The organism is Exiguobacterium sp. s189, from assembly GCF_018617615.1.
GTDB lineage: Bacteria > Bacillota > Bacilli > Exiguobacteriales > Exiguobacteriaceae > Exiguobacterium > Exiguobacterium aestuarii_A.
Map to the genome: position 1 here is coordinate 54,450 of NZ_JACSKM010000002.1, position 19,101 is coordinate 73,550.

13 protein-coding genes are annotated in these 19,101 nt (G+C 47.7%); 3 read left to right on the forward strand and 10 right to left on the reverse strand.

All coding sequences use genetic code 11. The features are described 5' to 3' along the window. Positions 1–6 precede the first annotated feature (6 nt). The 8 genes from pyrH to adhE all read right to left on the reverse strand — a co-directional run bounded on the left by pyrH (position 7) and on the right by adhE (position 9,790). Positions 7–747, reverse strand: coding sequence for a UMP kinase (gene pyrH / locus KNO99_RS03085; RefSeq protein WP_214745202.1), 741 nt, complete (start codon positions 745–747; stop codon positions 7–9). Positions 748–829: 82 nt separating this feature from the next. Continuing rightward, the gene (locus KNO99_RS03090) at positions 830–1,489 is read right to left on the reverse strand and encodes a tetratricopeptide repeat protein (RefSeq protein ID WP_214745204.1); all 660 of its coding nucleotides are present in this window, start codon (positions 1,487–1,489) and stop codon (positions 830–832) included. Positions 1,490–1,770: 281 nt separating this feature from the next. Then, positions 1,771–2,292 carry a GNAT family N-acetyltransferase gene (locus KNO99_RS03095; RefSeq protein ID WP_214692154.1) on the reverse strand — a complete coding sequence of 174 codons (522 nt, stop codon included), beginning with the start codon at positions 2,290–2,292 and terminating at the stop codon, positions 1,771–1,773. Between the two features lie 141 nt (positions 2,293–2,433). Then, positions 2,434–4,341 (reverse strand): PTS fructose transporter subunit IIABC, encoded by a 1,908-nt coding sequence (locus KNO99_RS03100; protein ID WP_214745205.1) that lies wholly within the window; start codon positions 4,339–4,341, stop codon positions 2,434–2,436. Continuing rightward, positions 4,338–5,267, reverse strand: coding sequence for a 1-phosphofructokinase (gene pfkB, locus KNO99_RS03105; RefSeq protein WP_214745207.1), 930 nt, complete (start codon positions 5,265–5,267; stop codon positions 4,338–4,340). The genes KNO99_RS03100 and pfkB overlap by 4 nt, the downstream gene beginning before the upstream one ends. Next, positions 5,264–6,007, reverse strand: coding sequence for a DeoR/GlpR family DNA-binding transcription regulator (locus KNO99_RS03110; RefSeq protein ID WP_214745209.1), 744 nt, complete (start codon positions 6,005–6,007; stop codon positions 5,264–5,266). The genes pfkB and KNO99_RS03110 overlap by 4 nt, the downstream gene beginning before the upstream one ends. A gap of 135 nt (positions 6,008–6,142) precedes the next feature. Further along, a complete protein-coding gene (locus KNO99_RS03115; protein WP_214745211.1) occupies positions 6,143–7,057 on the reverse strand; it encodes an alpha/beta hydrolase in 915 nt (304 codons plus the stop codon). 141 nt (positions 7,058–7,198) lie between these two features. Next, on the reverse strand, positions 7,199–9,790 hold the full coding sequence (gene adhE / locus KNO99_RS03120; RefSeq protein ID WP_214745213.1) for a bifunctional acetaldehyde-CoA/alcohol dehydrogenase: 2,592 nt from the start codon (positions 9,788–9,790) through the stop codon (positions 7,199–7,201). A 389-nt stretch (positions 9,791–10,179) separates the two neighbouring features. Between adhE and KNO99_RS03125 the strand changes: the two genes are divergently transcribed. The 3 genes from KNO99_RS03125 (at position 10,180) to KNO99_RS03135 (ending at position 12,882) form a co-directional block, all read left to right on the forward strand. Continuing rightward, positions 10,180–10,626 (forward strand): MarR family winged helix-turn-helix transcriptional regulator, encoded by a 447-nt coding sequence (locus tag KNO99_RS03125; RefSeq protein WP_214745215.1) that lies wholly within the window; start codon positions 10,180–10,182, stop codon positions 10,624–10,626. 80 nt (positions 10,627–10,706) lie between these two features. Beyond that, positions 10,707–11,420, forward strand: a complete 714-nt coding sequence (locus KNO99_RS03130) for a YebC/PmpR family DNA-binding transcriptional regulator (protein WP_074034528.1) — start codon at positions 10,707–10,709, stop codon at positions 11,418–11,420. Between the two features lie 142 nt (positions 11,421–11,562). Then, entirely contained in the window at positions 11,563–12,882 is a 1,320-nt protein-coding gene (locus tag KNO99_RS03135; protein ID WP_214745217.1) for a Na+/H+ antiporter family protein, read from the forward strand. 138 nt (positions 12,883–13,020) lie between these two features. On the opposite strand, the gene KNO99_RS03140 is transcribed toward KNO99_RS03135, so the two are convergent. Together KNO99_RS03140 and gltB are read right to left on the reverse strand one after the other, a co-directional pair. Continuing rightward, the gene (locus KNO99_RS03140) at positions 13,021–14,472 is read right to left on the reverse strand and encodes a glutamate synthase subunit beta (RefSeq protein WP_214745219.1); all 1,452 of its coding nucleotides are present in this window, start codon (positions 14,470–14,472) and stop codon (positions 13,021–13,023) included. Next, the gene (gltB, locus tag KNO99_RS03145; protein ID WP_214745220.1) at positions 14,469–18,908 is read right to left on the reverse strand and encodes a glutamate synthase large subunit; all 4,440 of its coding nucleotides are present in this window, start codon (positions 18,906–18,908) and stop codon (positions 14,469–14,471) included. The genes KNO99_RS03140 and gltB overlap by 4 nt, the downstream gene beginning before the upstream one ends. Positions 18,909–19,101: the final 193 nt, after the last annotated feature.

Below are 19,101 nucleotides of genomic sequence, written 5' to 3' on the forward strand. Positions count from 1 at the left end.
GTCCCCTCATTTCTGCAAAAGTTGCGTGTCATGGTGATGAATCATCGTTCCAATGGTCTCTCCTTGAAGAATTCGATGAATGGCGTTCCGTTCCTTGAAGTCAAACAAGTGAATCGGCAAACCGTGGTCTCTTGCGAGAAGTAATGCCGATTGATCCATCACTTTCAAATCATGAGCGATGACATCGTTATAGTGTAGGGTTTCGTATTGACGCGCCTCCGAATCCAACCGAGGGTCTCGGTCAAATACGCCGGAGACACCGTTCTTGGCCACGAACAAGGCGTCGCATCCCACTTCGATGGCACGCTGAACAGCCGGGTAGTCTGAAGAGACGAACGGTTGACCGTTACCGCCTGCGAAAATGACGACATACCCTTTTTTCAAATGATTGATGGCCCGAAGTTGAATGTATGGCTCAGCAACGCTTGGCATTGGAATCGACGTCATGACGCGTACTTCTCGATTGGCATCACGTTTCAAGATACCACGCAGCATCAATGAGTTCATGACTGTCCCGAGCGTCCCGATGCTGTCAGCTTCCACTCGATTGATGCCCCACGCTTCTGCTTGATTCCCTCGGAAGAGATTTCCCCCGCCGACCATGGCACACACTTCAACCCCGCTATTTGCGAGTGACAATATTTCTTCTGCAATCAGGCTGAGGCTCATTTCATCAAAATTATCCGGTCCATCACCAGCTAGATCGGCTCCACTTAACTTGATACAGATTTTTCGGTGTTGCATCATTCCCCAACCCTTCATTTGGAATTTTTTGTTCAATTCAGTATAGAAGAGTTTATATAATGGAACAACACTATTTTTAATTGATTCATAAGGACATTTCTTTATATTCCTTGTAAAACTCATCGAACATATAAAGTCCACCGATTTCTTCATCAATAAACGAATATAGAGAAATTTCATAGTCTGGGAGTGATGCTTCATTGAAACACTCTTTTACTCTGAGCAAGCCTTCTCTTACATACTGCTTTCCCTTTTCAATACTCTCGTTTGAGATATAGTACCGTCCAAGACAAAGATAGTAACGAGGAAATTCTGGGTACTCCGCTATCGCCTTTAATAGATACGATTCATACTGTTCTGGATGTTTGATTTCATATAGATTGGCCATTGAATAGTAAAGGATCCCTTTTGATTTAGCATCCATTTTATTCAGCATCGACTTGATCTCTTCAATTTTTGTTTCGTCTAAATCTGGATAGACGAAAGTTGATTCAAGATATACGCCGAGGGCGAAGAAAATCGAATGATCCGGAAACTTATCAAATGCTTCGAATAAGTGTTTGGAGGCATTTTCAAAGTCTTCTTCCGGCGTATCCATTTCAGCACTAATGAGAGTCGTCCAGGCGATGAATTCGTCTGGGTATTCTTGGACTAATTCTCTGGCGGCACGGATTGCAAGGAACAGTTTCTTTGGCGATTGTGCCATAGTTTGTATCTTTTGGATTTCTTGATCAAATTTTTTCATTTTCTCTGCCCCTAAAAAAAGAAATTTTCACTACTACCCCCTAATTTAACTAAGTGATTTGAATACCATTTTGTCACCACACATGAAGTAGCAATATGAATTCCCCACCCAATTATAACTAGATGCATAGTACTATGATTTATTGAACATAGAAGATGAAACGGTGAATTTATTTCATATATGTTTATGATTGTAGCTCAAAAACAGAATGAATCGCTATAGATAAAAAAGCTCCAATCGGCACAAAAAAAGACCGTAGAACATTCCTACAGTCACTAAGCTTAGGCACCCATAATCGAATCATGACGGGTCGTTTCCCAACCGTACGCCACTTCACGGAGTAACAATTCACCAAATTCCCGATCCTTTTGGTCGATGACCTGCCCTTGTTTCCGCTCATAAAATGTGCGGAATGGGTTCATCTCAAGCGCCCAAATCAAAAGTCCCGCCTCGCACATCGATTGGACGGCATGTTCAAGGAGAGCGGACCCGATTCCGTTCCCTTGATGATTTTCCAAAATATAAATGGCATACACTTCGTTCGTATGGTCTGGATACTCACCCGTACGCTCTTCTCCGTAAAGGACGAAGCCCACAATCTCATCATCCACGATCGCCACAAAGCCGGCGACTTCCTGCCGACGAAGCGCTGTCCGCAATCGTTCTGCCCATTCGATGGAACCGGACGAAACTTTCAATAAATACTCAGTCGGTACGATCCCCCGATAGGTCGTACGCCATCCGTTCACACGCACTCTCGCAATCCCATACACATCATCTGGTTTGGCGACTCGAATGTCCAATGTGACCCCCTCCTAACCCGAATCTTTACAAATAGTTTACCACAAATCCCCAACTTGCAATCCGAGATTATGTGAATTTTCATCGTTCTTCTACCATAAAAAAAGAGCCGCCACCTCTACTAAGGCAACGACTCTCTCGGTTTATGCGACTTCTTTTGATTGCACTGGTGCAGATGTCGTCAGCGGCTTCTTCAAGAATGAAAGGAGCAATGCACCGACGAGGGCACCTGTCAAGATGGCAACGGCATAGAGTCCCATACTCATCGCGACATTTCCAGCACCTTCAAGAAGTGGGAAGACGAAAATTCCACCATGCGGGGCCGGTAATTGAATCGCGAAGAATGCTGACAATCCACCTGCGATTGCAGAACCGAGGATGGCAGATGGTAGGACGCGAATCGGGTCCGCAGCAGCGAACGGAATGGCCGCTTCGGTGATGAATGAAGCTCCCATGATGTAAGCAGTCTTACCAGCTTCACGCTCTTGTTTCGAGAATTTCTGACGAGCAAATACGGTTGATGCAAGTGCGACAAGGATTGGTGGTACCATTCCACCAGCCATGACGGCTGCCATGACTTCTTGGTTTCCTGCTGTGAGAGCTGCCGTACCGAACACGTATGCTGTCTTGTTGATTGGACCACCCATATCGACTGCCATCATTCCTCCGACGATGACACCGAGAAGGATCGCATTCGCGCCACTCATGCTGTTCAACGTATCCATCAACCATGTCATAAGTGCTGCAATCGGTTCATTGACGACAAGCAACATAATCATACCTGAGATAAACGATCCGAGTAACGGATACAAAAGAACTGGCTTGATTCCTTCAAGCGAAGCAGGCAATTTCGCGAGTGCCTTTTTCAAGAAGAGGACAACGTAACCTGCCAAGAAACCGGCAATGAGACCACCGAGGAATCCGGCGTTCCCTTGGCTTGCGAGTACCCCTGCGACGAGACCTGGTGCGAGACCTGGTCGATCGGCAATCGACATCGCGATGAAACCTGCAAGAATCGGAACGAGGAAGCCGAATGCAGCTCCACCGATTGTCATCAACTGTGCTGCGAATTCATTGTAAGATGGATCATCCGGGTTAGCAGAGTTGATGCCCCAGAAGAAACTGATTGCAATCAAGAGACCACCTGCGACGACGAGTGGGAGCATCGCAGATACACCGCTCATCAAGTGCTTATAGACACCTGTGCGTTGTTCTTTCGGTGCACCAGACGTTTTGGAAGCTTCGTATACCGGCGCATCTTGATTGACGGCACGATTGATGAGTTCTTCCGGTTTCCGGATCCCTTGTGCGACCGGTACTTCGATGACGCGTTTTCCAGCGAAGCGATCCATTTCCACGGCTTTATCCGCTGCGACGATGATGGCTGTCGCACGATCAATGTCTGCCCGTGTAAGCTCGTTCTTCACTCCAGTAGAACCGTTCGTTTCGACTTTAATATCGACACCCATCGCTTCCGCTTTTTGTTTCAAGCTGTCCGCCGCCATATACGTATGGGCGATTCCTGTCGGACAAGCCGTGACCGCCAAAATGAAAGGTGCATCTTCATTCGTCGGTTTGACGACTTCTGGCTTCTCTTCAGCCGCTTCCTTCTCCTCGATGGCACGGATGACATCGCTTTCAGAAGTCGCTGCATAGAGGCGCTCTTGGAATGCTGGGTCCATCAAGTAGACCGATAATTTAGAGAGCGTTTCAAGGTGTTCGTTATTCGCGTTCTCCCCTGCCGCAATCATGAAGAAGAGGCGGCTTGGTTGACCGTCCAACGCTTCGTAATCGACTCCTTCTGAGCGTCCGAAGGCGATTGCTGGTGTTTTGACAGCACTCGTTTTCGCGTGAGGGATGGCAATCCCTTCTCCGAGTCCAGTCGTGCTCTCGCTTTCACGTTTTAAGATGGCGTCACGATATCCATCGCGGTCAGATAGTTTGCCGGCACGGTCGAGGACATCGACGAGTTCTTCGATGACCTCACGCTTAGAGCTAGCACGAAGATTCAATTGAATCGTATCGCGTTGAAGCAAGTCCGTGATTTTCATGTTGTTTCCTCCATTCGTTTAAGTGGTGTGAGTTGTACTTGATCAATCAATCGATCAATATCTTCTTTTGAACAAAGACCAAACGTATATGCGGACGCACTACCTGTTGTGACAGCGTAGCGGAACGCCTCCTGTTCGCCTTTTTCTTTGACGTTAGCGACAAATCCGGCAACAAGTGAGTCTCCGGCACCGACTGAGTTGACGAGTTTACCGACCGGTGTGTTCGCCGTGACCGCGCCGTCCTTATTAACGAGTAGCGCTCCATCCCCTGCAAATGAAATGATGACGTTTTTCGCGCCACGTTCGACGAGCTGCTCCGCATAAGGAAGAGCGTCCTCAAACGTCTCGATTTCTGTGTCGAACAATTCGCCTAACTCGTGATGGTTCGGTTTAATCATCAACGGTTCGAGCGAAAGGACTTCAAGCATGGCGTCTTTCGTCGTATCGACGACGAAGTCGGCACCTTTTTCGCGAATCGATTCAGCGATCGTCCGGTACAATGAGTCCGGTAAATTGCTTGGGATACTTCCCGCAAGAACGACGATGTCACCTTCCTCGACTTGGTCGAACTTCGCTTTCAATTGTTCGAGTTCACCATCCGTGATGTTCGGTCCGCTCGCGTTCAATTCGGTCTCTTCTTTTGCACGAATCTTGACGTTGATTCGGGTATTTCCGTTCACTTCAACAAAATCCGTGTGCACACCATGGTCGACGAGCGACTTTTTGATGAAATCACCTGTCGTTCCACCGATAAAGCCAAGCGCTTTCGTTTCTTTTTCATATTCTCGAAGCACGATCGAAACGTTGATCCCTTTTCCACCTGCACGTTCGGTCGTTTCTTCGATTCGGTTCACTTCTCCTAAATTTACTTCTGGTAATGTCACATAGTAATCAATAGAAGGGTTGAGTGTTAACGTGTAAATCATTTCGCATTCACCACCTTTGTTATTGTTTGGATGGAACTCATTGATGCATCGCTTGATGTGATCAATTGCGCAGCGTCTAACGTCGCGACTCGGCTGAACGTTCGTTTCCCGATTTTCGATGCGTCCGCGAGCACGTATGACGTCTGTGCCAATTCAATTGCCGTCTTTTTGACAAGCGCTTCTTCTGGGTCCGGTGTCGTGTAGCCTGCATCAAGGTCGATTCCGTTCATTCCGAGGAAAGCGAGGTCAACTCGATAATTCATCATGCTCTCACGTGCATTGTATCCGACGAGCGCTTGAGTCGACCGTTTCAATTCTCCGCCTATCACAAACGTCTTAATATCAAGATCAAATAATTCATTCGCTATCGGTAGACTATTCGTGACGACGACAATGTTCTTTCCTTCTAAAAACGGTACCATCGCTTGAGTCGTTGTCCCGGCATCTAAATAGATCGACATCCCGTCTTCAATGAACGTTGCGGCCTTCCGTGCAATCGCAACTTTTTCATCGACGAAACGATCTCGTTTCTCTTCAAATGTCGGTTCTTCGTCAGGAGTCGCGATGAGTGTCGCTCCCCCGTGCACCCTTGCCAGATATCCTTCCGCTTCGAGGTCCGTCAAATCACGACGAATCGTCGACTCGGATGAATTCGTCAAATCAACCAACTCTTTCAATTTGACGACTTTCTGCTCAGATAAGCGTTGTAATATCAACTGATGTCGTTGTTTCGTTAACATCTTGTTCCCTCCATACGTCTAATATAAAGCGTTTTCATTATAAAAACAACTAAAATCATTCAAAAACATTCAGATACATTCAATATGTCACAATTATAACATAAAAAACGGTCATAAAATGACCGTTTTTTATGTTTATGACTGTTTTCTTAACCATTCCACCACTTCTTGCACGAGTTTTGGATGAATTGGATCATCAATCGCCTCGCGGTATTCTTTATGAAGCGTCAGAAGAGAATGCGGTGAATCTCGCTTCACGAGTAGGTGATTCATGTCATCGATGATAGAGGACGTAACCTCCCCTTTTGTCCGAATCATATGGACGTGCTCCGGTGGGACTTGTACGTCACGTCCCCCTGTAATCGCAAGGACCGGAACGGTGACATGTTCTAATCGCTCCCGTACGTCATACGAGGCATGTTCGCGAATCCATTTTGCGTTCACGACTTGTCCTCTGTATTTAAAAGCGGAGACGTTCGTGCGTAAAGACCGCTCGAGCAAGTCATCCTGCCGCTGTCTTACCTTTTTCGCCACCCCTGTCACCCGGTAAAACATGCCTTTTAATCCTTTGACACGTTCGACGTCCTTTGCTAAGGCGTCTGCCTGATATAAAAACATCTGTTTCGATGACTCATGGAACCCTGACAATAAAATGAGTCCATCGGATTTCGTCTCCAATTGTACAGCTGGCGCAAGGACTGCCCCTTCACTATGACCGAGTATATAGAGATGATTCACATCTGCGAGTTGTCGAATCGTCCGCACGACTAGAATCGCATCGTTAATCAAATCATGTAACCCGACCTTATTGAAGTCACCATCCGACTTCCCGATTCCTTGTTTGTCATACCGAAAGACGTTATAGCCATGATCGTATAGCGCCTCAGCTAATTTTCCGTACGTATTAAAGCCGACGCCACCCATATTCCCGTCACGGTCACTTGGTCCGCTTCCGCTCAACATGACAATGGTCGCCCGAGGCTCCTCATGCGAAAGAAAAGTCCCTGCAATCGTTCCATATGCTGTCGTAATCGTCATCTCTTGTTTCATCGTATCGCCTCCACTTCTATCATACCCGAAACGAACGACCAAAAAAATATGTCGTCGCCTGTGCCGTTTCTTAACTAACCTTTTATCTACTCAAAAAAAGTGCCCGCTCTCTCGAACGGGCACCTAGATTGATTTGATTTCTTATACGCCTTCGTATGCTGCGTACATGATTTCTTTCAACTCTTCAACGAGCGGCATTTTCGGGTTTGCCGTCGTACATTGGTCTTCGAATGCGTCGACTGCCATTTTGTCAATTTTCGCATCGAGTTCTGCTTTCTTGATGCCTTGTGCTTTGAACGAGAGTTTGATGTTCAAACGTTGACCGAGCTCGATGATCGCTTGGACGAGTGACTCCACACCTTCTGCTGTCGTACTTGCCGGGAGGCCGAGGTAACGTGCGATTTCTGCGTAACGCTCGTCAGCGATGAATGACTCATATTTCGGGAACGCCGCAAGTTTTGATGGGCGTGTCGCGTTGTAACGGATGACGTGTGGCATAAGGATTGCGTTCGTACGACCGTGTGGTACGTGGAACTCCCCACCGATTTTGTGAGCGATCGAGTGGTTGATTCCAAGGAACGCGTTCGCGAACGCCATACCAGCCATCGTTGATGCGTTGTGCACTTTCTGACGTGCTTCCGCATCGCTACCGTTTTCATACGCTTTTGGTAGGTAGTCGAAAATCATCTTGATGGCGCGGAGGCAAAGGCCGTCCGTGTAATCATTCGCCATGACTGAAACGTATGCTTCGATCGCGTGCGTCATGACGTCCATTCCTGTGTCAGCCGTAATCGATGCTGGCACGGTCATGACGAACTCAGGGTCGACGATTGCAACGTCTGGTGTGATCGCATAGTCGGCAATCGGATATTTCACGTTACGTTTTTTGTCTGTGATGACGGTGAACGGTGTCACTTCAGAACCTGTACCAGAAGTTGTCGGGATTGCGATAAACATTGATTTGTTACCGAGCGTCGGGAACTTGTACGTCCGTTTGCGAATATCCATGAATTTCTGACGAAGGTTTGAGAACTTCTCTTCTGGACGTTCGTAGAAGAGCCACATTCCTTTCGCAGCATCCATCGGTGATCCACCACCGAGTGCGATAATCATGTCTGGTTGGAAGTGACGCATCGCTTCGGCACCGTTCATGACCGTTTCGACAGATGGGTCTGGTTCGACTTGGTCAAAGATGCGGTACTCAACACCTGCAGGCAAGTTTTTAATGACTTTGTCAGCAAATCCGAGTTTGACCATCATTTCATCCGTGACGATCATCGCCCGTTTTTTCGTTGTGAGTGATTGAAGGTATTGCACCGAGTTTTTCTCGAAGTAGATTTTTTCAGGTACTTTGAACCATTGCATATTCACGCGACGTCTCGCCACCTTTTTCACGTTGAGTAGATGTTTCGCCGTCACGTTTTCTGAGACGGAGTTTTTACCGTATGACCCACAGCCGAGCGTGAGGGATGGTGTCATTTCGTTATAAAGGTCACCGATTCCACCGTGTGCTGAAGGTGAGTTGACGATGATACGGCAAGCTTTCATGCGAAGACCGAAGTCAAGGATGGCATCGTCATCTGTTGAGTGGATGACCGCTGTGTGACCGAGACCACCGATTTCGAGCATTTTTTCAGCGATCGCGAATCCTTCTTCACGTGACTGTACTTTATAAGCACCGAGAACCGGGCTCAACTTTTCATGAGAAAGAAGTTCAGTTGCGCCGACCGTTTCAAGTTCAGCAATCAAGATTTTTGTATCAGCCGGTACTTTGAGACCTGCTTTTTCAGCGATCCACGCTGCTGGCTTCCCGACGATTTCTGGGTTGACCGCACATGTGTCCGTGCGAATGACAAGTGTTTCGAGTTTCGCTTTTTCTTCAGGTGAGCAGAAGTAGCAACCGAGTGCCGTCATTTCTGCTTTCACTTCTTCGTAAACTTCTTGGTCGACGATGATTGCTTGTTCAGACGCACAAATCATACCGTTGTCGAACGTTTTTGAAAGGATGACGTCCGAGATGGCACGTTTCACTTTCGCAGTCTTATCGATATAAGCCGGTACGTTACCAGGTCCGACACCGAGTGCTGGTTTACCAGTCGAATAAGCTGATTTGACCATTGCCGCCCCACCTGTCGCAAGAACCATCGCCACACCTGGGTGGTTCATGAGTGCTTTTGTTGCGTCGAGCGACGGGACTTCAACCCATTGAATCAAGTTTTCAGGAGCACCTGCCGCTACCGCTGCGTCACGAAGAACACGTGCCGCTTCACTTGAACACTGTTGAGCGGATGGATGGAACGCGAAGATGATTGGGTTACGTGTCTTGATGGCGATGATTGCTTTGAACATCGTTGTCGATGTTGGGTTCGTGACCGGTGTGACCCCAGCGACGACACCGACTGGTTCTGCGATGTATGTGATTCCGTTTTGAACGTCGTCTTCAAGAACGCCAACTGTTTTTTCTCCACGGAGTGAGTTGTAAATATATTCTGTCGCGAAGATGTTTTTGATCATCTTGTCTTCAAAGACACCGCGGCCAGTTTCTGTATGTGCTAATTTCGCAAGTGCGACGTGTTGCTCAAGACCAGCGAGCGCCATCGCTTGTACGATTTCATCGATTTTCTCTTGGTCGAACGTCATCAACGTATCGAGTGCGGCATGTGCACCCGCTACGAGCGTATCTACCATTTGTTCTGCCGTAGTTTCCACTTTTGCTTTCTCTTTGACTGCCATGTTAGGTTCCTCCTCATAATTGAGAGCTTTTAATGAACATATTGACTTGATGGAAGACACAATGTGATGACTGCTTTCAAGAGATTGTGCTTTCCTTCACATTCATAGAATACAATGTTTTTCGGAGTTTGCGGGTGACAACAATGTGAACTCTTTCACAATATTTTTTTGTCATTTGTTGATAGCCCTTGATTTTTAACTGTGTCCTCAGTAAAATCGAATACGTTTTCATGAAAACAAGTAATTCCGTTTATGTAAACGCTTACATCAATTGTGTCGAATCTACTTCTACTATGATGTATGAATCATCACATCAACCCGTTTTTAGGTTCAACTGCACCTAACTCGTGTATAATGAAAATAGAACCTAACTAGGAAGTGAATCTACTATGCCGAAACAAGATGCTGCGGACCAGTTCGTCAAACTGATCCCTTTAATTCGTCGTAAACTGCTACGTCGATCTGATTTCCCACAAATTCCGAACTTGAACTTCTCTCATTTCCATCTGTTGATGTTGATTGAGGACGAGGGGGCTGTCACAAATGGACGAATTAGTGAAACACTCTCCATCGCGCCGCCCAATGTTACCCCGCTCATCACGAAACTGTTAAATGAAGGATATATTACACGCGTACCGGATGAACGGGACCGCCGTGTCATTTGGAACCAGTTGACAGAGAAAGGTGAGCGTATTTTACTCGAACGGAGAGACTCGTTCCGGAGGCTTTTTGAGGAGCGTCTCGCCTTTTTAAACGAGGATGAAACCGACAGCCTCATTGACAGTTTGAAGACGCTCACCGAGATTGTTGAGAAGATGGATAAGGGCGACGAGTAAAACTTTTCTCGTCAATTCACGCAACTTCTTATATAATCTGTAATGAATCTACGTACAAATGGAAAGAGAGATGACATGTAATGGGTCGTAAATGGAACAACATTAAAGAGAAGAAGGCGTCAAAAGACGCGAACACGAGTCGCGTCTATGCGAAGTTCGGTCGCGAGATCTATGTGGCCGCCCGCCAAGGGGAACCTGATCCTGAGTTGAACCAATCATTAAAATTCGTTGTGGAGCGTGCGAAAACGTATAACGTGCCCCGTGCGATTATCGATCGCGCCATCGATAAAGCAAAAGGTGGCGACGAAGAAAACTTCGATGAGCTTCGCTATGAAGGATTCGGACCGAATGGTTCGATGGTCATCGTCGATACGTTGACGAATAACGTGAACCGTACAGCATCTGAAGTACGTGCCGCTTTCGGTAAAAACGGAGGAAACATGGGTGTCAGCGGTTCGGTCGCCTACATGTTTGATGCGACAGCCGTCATCGGTGTCAATCAAATGTCGGCAGACGATGTCCTTGAACTCATGATGGAACACGACCTTGACGTTCGTGACGTCATCGAAGAAGATGAGACGGTCATCGTCTATGCCGAGCCAGAAGCGTTCCATGCCGTTCAGACTGCATTCAAGTCTGCCGGGGTTGAAGAGTTCGCCGTCGCCGAGTTGACGATGCTTCCACAAAACGAAGTGTCGCTCGATGACGATTCGAAAGAACAGTTTGAAAAATTAATCGATGTGCTCGAAGACTTGGAAGATGTTCGCCAAGTGTATCACAACGTCGATCTGTAACACGTAAGCGATAACTTTCACGAGTTATCGCTTTTTTCATAATCGATTTGACAAGGGTCACATCATATGTTAAATTTCAAAAAGTCTTTATCATATTAAAGTGATACCAAGAGAAAGAAATTGTGAAAGGTGTTGGATGGATATGAACGCAGTATTACTTGCAGTCATCGTCTTATTTGCACTCGCCATCAGTCGTGTGCACATTGTATTGTCCTTAATATTAGCTGCGCTTGTCGGAGGGCTTGTTGGAGGGCTCGGATTTAACGATACGTTGACCGCCTTCAGCGAAGGTCTCGGCGGTGGAGCGAGCATCGCCCTTAGCTATGCGCTCCTTGGGGCATTCGCCGTCGGATTGTCGAAGACGGGTCTACCGGATGTCTTAGCTGAAAAGCTGATTTCGATGTCAGGTCGTGACGTGTCAGGAAAACGCGTGATGTACGTCAAAGCGTTCTTGTTGTCGCTTCTCTTATTGTTGTCCATCAGCTCACAAAACGTGCTTCCGATTCACATCGCCTTTATCCCGATCGTGATTCCGCCGTTACTCGTCTTATTCAATGAGTTGAAGTTAGATCGCCGTCTCGTCGCAACCATCTTGACGTTCGGTCTCGTGACACCGTATATGTTGCTACCTGTCGGGTTCGGTGGGATTTACTTGAACGAGATTTTGATTGCAAACGTTGAAGCGAACGGCTTAGCTGTCGGAGACGTCAATATCATCTCGATCATGGGAATTCCGGCATTAGGAATGGTCGTCGGATTGATTGCCGCGTTCATTCACTACCGGAAACCGCGTTCGTACGAAACGATCGCACTCGGACCGTCTGACTATGAAGTTCGTCAAATGAGTGGCTTCAAGATGATCATGACGCTTGCCGTCGTTCTCATCGTCCTCATCGTTCAATTGCAGACAGAGTCGATGATCGCTTCAGCGGTGACTGGACTAATTTTACTCTCGATTTTCCGCCTCATCCCTTGGTCAGAGGCCGATGACATCTTCACGAGCGGGATGCGCATGATGGCATTCATCGGTTTTGTCATGATTGCCGCAAGTGGATTTGCTGCCGTCATTCGTGAAACAGGTGCCATCGAGCCACTCGTCAATGGTGCGAGCGATTTGATGGGCGATTCTAAAATGATCGCAGCTCTTGTCATGTTACTCGTCGGACTCGTCATCACACTTGGAATCGGTTCGAGTTTTTCGACTGTTCCAATCATTGCTGCCATCTTCGTACCGCTTTGTGTACAGTATGGCTTCTCTGTCGAAGCGACGATTGCCATCATCGGGACTGCAGGTGCTCTTGGTGACGCCGGGAGTCCTGCGAGTGACTCGACCCTCGGACCTACGAGTGGATTGAACGCTGACGGTCAACACGATCACCTTCGTGAAACGGTTTGGCCAACGTTCTTACACTACAACATTCCACTCATCATCTTCGGGGTGATTGCCGCGATGGTGCTTTAATCATTTTTTCCGTCGTGAATAAATGGTTCCTAATAAAATCAGGATGAGAATAAACCAGATTCCCGTATACATGAGGATTTCGGTGAACATAAAACTCCTCCTAAACAAAAGATAAGGAGCGACAGTTGTCGCTCCTTTTTATGATGAGGTTTTTAAAACGGTCTTGCAAGTATCGAGATACGCATCGACCACTTCTGCCACCTCTCGTCCTTCTCGAATTGCCCATACAATCAGGCTTTGCCCCCGCTTCGCATCCCCAGCGACAAAGACGTTATCCGTTGCCGTATGGAAATCTTTCGTCTTCTCGACGCCGATTTTCCGCAACTCGTGCTCTGGTCGTTCAAATCCAATGGCGACGAGGATGAGGTCCGCCGGGTACGTCTCCATCGAATCTTCCTCTACGAAGAAAGTCGCCTGACCATCCGGGTTGACGACTTTCGTCATCCGTTCCGTTTCAATCCCTGTGACACGTCCTTCTTTCGTGACGATTTGATTGGACCGAATCAAATATGTTCTCGGGTCTTTCTCATAGACCGCGAGTGATTCAGCGTACGCATAATCGGTCGTAAGCGTGTCAGGTTGAAGTGGCCAAGGTTTCTCTGGAGCACGGAGCAACCCTTTTGACGGGTGCTTCCCAAATTGAACGACTGATTTTGCACCTTGACGGATTGCCGTCGCCACGCAGTCCGCTCCTGTATCTCCTCCTCCGATGACGATGACATCTTTGTCTTTGGCGTCATAATCAGAGGTAAGCGGAGATCCTTTTCGTTCATGCATGGATGCCGTCAAATAATCCATCGCCATTTCAACGCCAGCGGCATCATCTCCGTCAATCCCGAGCGTGCGCTGTTTTTGAGCTCCGGTCGCCAAGATGACCGCATCGTATTCGTTCCGAAGCGATTCGACCGTTACATCCTTACCAACCTCGACGTTCGTCCGGATGACAATCCCCTCTTGTTCGAGTAACCGAACGCGACGTCTTACGACATCTTTATCGAGTTTCATGTTTGGGATTCCATACATGAGCAGTCCTCCCGCTTCATCCGACTTCTCGATGATGGTGACCGAATGACCCAATTGATTTAATTGATCAGCGGCGGCTAGACCAGCAGGACCACTTCCGATGATGGCGACCGTCATCCCGGTTCTTCGATGAACCGGTCTCGGTTTCACCCAACCTTCTTCAAATGCCCGGTCAATGATCGTTCGCTCGATGGATTTGATGGCAACCGGATCTTCACTGATCCCGAGTGTACACGATCCTTCACAAGGTGCCGGACAAACCCTTCCCGTGAACTCCGGGAAGTTGTTCGTCTCCATCAATCGATGGTACGCACCCATCCAGTCTGCTTTCGTGACAAGCTTGTTCCACTCTGGAATATAGTTGTGAATCGGGCATCCAATCGTCTCCTGACCAATCAAATCACCGACGTGACAGAACGGTGTGCCGCAATCCATACAGCGCGCGGCTTGTTGTTGAACGGATTGATCATCCATACGAGACGCATATTCATCATAATCCCTCACCCGCTCTTCGACGTGACGTTCTGGCAGCGTCGTTCGCGAGATCTTTAAAAAGTTATGTTTCATACGGTACCTCCTTCTGTCACGACACGGAACAATTCAAGTGCTCGGTCGGCCTCACTCAATTCAGGACGATTTGCCTCAATTTGACGCATCACGTCTAAGACGTTCGCATAGTCTCTTGGAACGACTTTCACAAACTGTGAACGTACTTGTTCAAATGACTCTAAAATCGTCCGTGCTTTGACGCTATCTGTGTGGAATTGGTGCGCTTCAAGAAGCGCATAAATTTGTTCGATATCTTCATCGTCCAACTCCCGTACGACGGACACAAGCTCCTCATTGACGAGTTGTTCATAGGCTTGCGCTCCGTAAATATAAGCTGTACCACCGGACATACCGGCCGCAAAATTTCGTCCAATCTGTCCAAGTACAAGTACAGTTCCACCGGTCATATATTCACACCCGTGATCCCCGACTCCTTCGACGACTGTCGTCGCACCAGAGTTACGAACGGCGAACCGCTCACCGACATGTCCGTTGAAGAACGCCTGACCGCTCGTCGCTCCGTACAAGCAGACGTTACCGGCAATCATTTGTTCACTTTCATCAAACGGCGCATGCTTTTCAGCAATCAATGCCAGTTTCCCTCCGCTCAAGCCTTTGCCGATATAATCGTTCGCATCGCCAATGACAGAGATAGTGATTCCGTTCGGTAAAAATGCCCCCAGACTTTGTCCGGCAGATCCACTAAGGCGAAGCGAAATCGTATCGTCCGGTAAACCGACCTGACCATGAACTTTCGTCACTTCAAAACCTAACTGTGTTCCGACCGCTCGATCGGTGTTTCGGATGCGACCTACGAAGAACGTCGGTTGGCCAGAAGTGATGGAACGTGATACAGCCGGGATGAGTTTACGATGATCGTATGAACGGTATGCCGGATGAGTGAGTTCTTCTCGTTCCGGCAACGGTGTCGGCATCGAAATCATTGGAGACAAATCTAGACGTCGCGCTTTCGGATGATTCGTCTTCCACACGCTTTCTTCGAGTAGATCCGTTCGACCGACCACTTCGTCGAGTGATGTCACACCGAGTGACGCCAAGATTTCCCGCACTTCTTCAGCCAAGAACGTCATCAAGTTGACGACATGCTCTGGTTTCCCCATAAATTTCTGACGAAGTACCGGGTCTTGGGTCGCCACACCGACCGGACAAGTATCTAAATGACATGCGCGCATCATGATACATCCGAGAACGACGAGCGGTGCTGTCGCAAACGCAAACTCTTCGGCACCGAAGATGGCTGCCATGACGATATCGCGACCCGTCATAAGCTTCCCGTCCGTCTCGAGCGTGACTCTTCCCCGGAGTCCATTCAATGCGAGCGTTTGATGTGTCTCTAGAAGACCGAGTTCCCACGGAAGACCTGTATGCTTAATTGATGTCTTCGGAGAAGCACCGGTTCCACCGTCGTATCCGCTAATGACAATCGTATCCGCGTTCGCTTTCGCCACGCCTGCTGCAATCGTCCCAACCCCTGATTTTGAAACGAGTTTGACACTGATTTTCGCGTTCGGGTTCACATGTTTTAAGTCAAAAATAAGTTGTGCCAAATCCTCAATCGAATAAATATCATGATGCGGAGGCGGCGAGATGAGTCCAACGCCAGGAACCGATCCCCGGACTTCGGCGACCCATGGATACACCTTGTTCCCTGGAAGTTGTCCACCTTCCCCTGGTTTTGCCCCTTGTGCCATCTTGATTTGAATCTCATCGGCATGATATAGATATTCCGCCGTCACGCCGAAACGGCCACTCGCTACTTGTTTGATGCGGCTGATGCGCTCGTTCCCGAATTCATCCGGGACAAAGCGAGCACGGTCTTCCCCACCTTCGCCTGAGTTACTTTTCGCACCGATTTGGTTCATCGCAATAGCGAGCGTCTCGTGTGCTTCTTTTGACAAGGATCCAAATGACATCGCCCCCGTCTTAAAGCGGCGTACGATTGACGTGATCGGTTCTACCTCATCAATCGGCACCGGACGTTGTTCCTTAAACGCGAACAACTGACGGATAAATTGTCCCGACGACTCATGCGACTTCACGTAGGCATCGTAATATTTTCGCTCATTCTCACGGCAGGCGCGTTGCAACAAGTGAATCGTCTTCGGATTGAACGCATGCTCCTCTCCGTCTGCACGCCATTGGAAGTCACTTCCCGCTTCGAGCGGGCGGTTTGTCTCATATGCGTCTTTGTGGAGTGATTTTGCCTCGTCTTCTAATTCAACGAATCCGATTCCTGATAGCTGAGACGTCGTTCCTCGGAAATACGTTTCAATCAAATCACGGTCTAATCCGACCGCTTCGAAGATTTGAGCCCCACGATAACTTTGAATCGTCGAGATTCCCATTTTCGACATGATTTTGACGATGCCTTCAACGACAGCTTTTTGATAGGAACGAATTGCCGCTTCAAATGAATGAGTGATTTGTTCATGTTCGACCAAGTGTTGAATCGTTGCATAGGCAACGTAAGGGTAGACCGCATCGGCTCCATAACCAATCAAAGTCGCAGCCTGATGCACTTCTCGCACTTCACCACTTTCACAAATCACACTACAATTCGATCTCAAGTTCTCACGAATCAAATGTTGGTGAACGGCACTGAGCACGAGGAGCGCCGGCATCGCAGCCCGATCACGTGACATATAACGGTCAGATAGGACAATGACGTTCGCACCATTTCGTGCAATTTCGCTGACGTGTTGCAAAAGGGCTTCAAGCGACGCCTCTAAATCATTTGTAAACGTCGTATCGACGCGAGCGAGTTTGAGTCGCTCACCAATTTGATCGAGTGTCGAACCATCGATGATTGGATGATCCAGCCACACACGTTTCGCATGACCACGGCCGGTATGGACCGGATCACCTTGCGGACCAATCCAAGTGAACGTCGCTGTGACAATTTTCTCCCGTAAGGCATCAATTGGCGGGTTCGTCACTTGCGCGAAGTGTTGTTTAAAGTAATGGAAGAGCGACCGAGGACGGGTAGAGAGAACTGCGATTGGTTGATCATGCCCCATCGACCCAATCGGATCTTTCTCGTCGTTGATCAATGGAATCATATACTGTTCGATATCCTCTTTTGTATACCCGAACGCGCGTTGCACACGATCGAGTTCTGAGACGTCTTGTTCCTGAACACCTCTATCTTCCACTTTCATCATTTGTTTGAGCCATTTATGATACGGCTCCGATTTTGCAATCGTCTCCTTGATTTCCTGATCGGGAATCAAACGTTTCTCAATCAAGTCGATCAAGAGCAATTGTCCAGGTCGTAGGCGCTGTTTTGATTTGACGTTCTCGGCATCGACAGGGATGACTCCTGTCTCTGATGACAGGATCAATTCTCCGTCTAATGTTTCGACGTAACGCATCGGGCGCAACCCGTTCCGGTCTAAAATTGCACCGATTTGTCGCCCATCGGTAAATACGACGCCCGTTGGACCATCCCACGGTTCCATGATGGATGAGTGATATTGGTAGAAGTCACGTTTGAACGGTTCCATCTTACCTTCAACAAACGGTTCGGGAATTAACATCATCGCTGTATGCGCAATCGATCGACCGGTGCGTGTGAAGAACTCGAAGGCATTATCGAGCATCGACGAGTCACTGCCGTCCTCTTGGAGAACTGGGAACAAATGATTCACATCCTCAAACAAATCGGTCGATGTGACCCCTTCGCGCGCTCGCATCGCATCGATATTGCCTCGTAACGTGTTGATTTCTCCATTATGGACAATCATCCGGTTTGGGTGTGCACGTTCCCATGAAGGAAACGTATTTGTTGAGAAGCGAGAGTGAACGATCCCGAACGTGCTCTTATAATGAGGTGATTGCAAGTCCAAATAAAAGGCATCAATTTGAACTGGCGTCAGCATTCCTTTATATACAATCGTTCTCGTCGACAGGCTCGCAATATATAAGTTTAGCGATTCAACTTTTTCAATCTTTCGTCGGAGTTCATAGAACACACGTTCATTCGCATCTTCATCGAGAAACGGACAAGAGATGAACCACTGATAAATGACCGGTTGCGTCACGCGTGCATGTTCCCCGATTTGCGTTGCGTCCACGGGTACTTCTCGCCACTCGATGGTCGAACAGTCTAATTCATCTGCCATGCGTTCCATCAAATTTATTTTTTCCTTTAGCCGATCGTCTGATGGCTGAAAAAAAACCATTCCGACAGCGTAACGACCAGGTGACGGAAGGTTCATCGTTTGCGTGAAAAGTTCATGTGGGATTTCGGTCATAATACCCGCACCATCACCGGCATCGATGACACCTTGCCCTCCTCGGTGCTCTAATTTACACAGCATCGAGAGTGATTTACGGACAATCTCATGTTTTTTTAGTCCGTTTAAATTGACGTATAATCCAATCCCGCACGCGTCTTTCTCAAATCTTGAGTCATACAGTCCAACTCGACTCATATCATCGACCCCTTTCACTCACAGTTTCGTAATTAACATTCTGTTCTAAATATTCTGAAAAATCAAGTATACTGTATGTATTTTTGCATAATAGGAATTGAATTTGTTATCATTGAAAGCGCATACATGACTGATATCAATAGGTTTTATTGTTTTAGTTATGTTAGATAAAGAATAAATATCCATGAATATT

Excerpts from the sequence above, each read along its gene's own strand:
- pyrH (WP_214745202.1), bottom strand. The coding sequence starts at position 747 with ATGATGCAACACCGAAAAATCTGTATCAAGTTAAGTGGAGCCGATCTA.
- KNO99_RS03090 (WP_214745204.1), bottom strand. The coding sequence starts at position 1,489 with ATGAAAAAATTTGATCAAGAAATCCAAAAGATACAAACTATGGCACAA.
- KNO99_RS03100 (WP_214745205.1), bottom strand. The coding sequence starts at position 4,341 with ATGAAAATCACGGACTTGCTTCAACGCGATACGATTCAATTGAATCTT.
- pfkB (WP_214745207.1), bottom strand. The coding sequence starts at position 5,267 with ATGATTTACACGTTAACACTCAACCCTTCTATTGATTACTATGTGACA.
- KNO99_RS03110 (WP_214745209.1), bottom strand. The coding sequence starts at position 6,007 with ATGTTAACGAAACAACGACATCAGTTGATATTACAACGCTTATCTGAG.
- KNO99_RS03115 (WP_214745211.1), bottom strand. The coding sequence starts at position 7,057 with ATGAAACAAGAGATGACGATTACGACAGCATATGGAACGATTGCAGGG.
- adhE (WP_214745213.1), bottom strand. The coding sequence starts at position 9,790 with ATGGCAGTCAAAGAGAAAGCAAAAGTGGAAACTACGGCAGAACAAATG.
- KNO99_RS03125 (WP_214745215.1), top strand. The coding sequence starts at position 10,180 with ATGCCGAAACAAGATGCTGCGGACCAGTTCGTCAAACTGATCCCTTTA.
- KNO99_RS03130 (WP_074034528.1), top strand. The coding sequence starts at position 10,707 with ATGGGTCGTAAATGGAACAACATTAAAGAGAAGAAGGCGTCAAAAGAC.
- KNO99_RS03135 (WP_214745217.1), top strand. The coding sequence starts at position 11,563 with ATGAACGCAGTATTACTTGCAGTCATCGTCTTATTTGCACTCGCCATC.
- KNO99_RS03140 (WP_214745219.1), bottom strand. The coding sequence starts at position 14,472 with ATGAAACATAACTTTTTAAAGATCTCGCGAACGACGCTGCCAGAACGT.
- gltB (WP_214745220.1), bottom strand. The coding sequence starts at position 18,908 with ATGAGTCGAGTTGGACTGTATGACTCAAGATTTGAGAAAGACGCGTGC.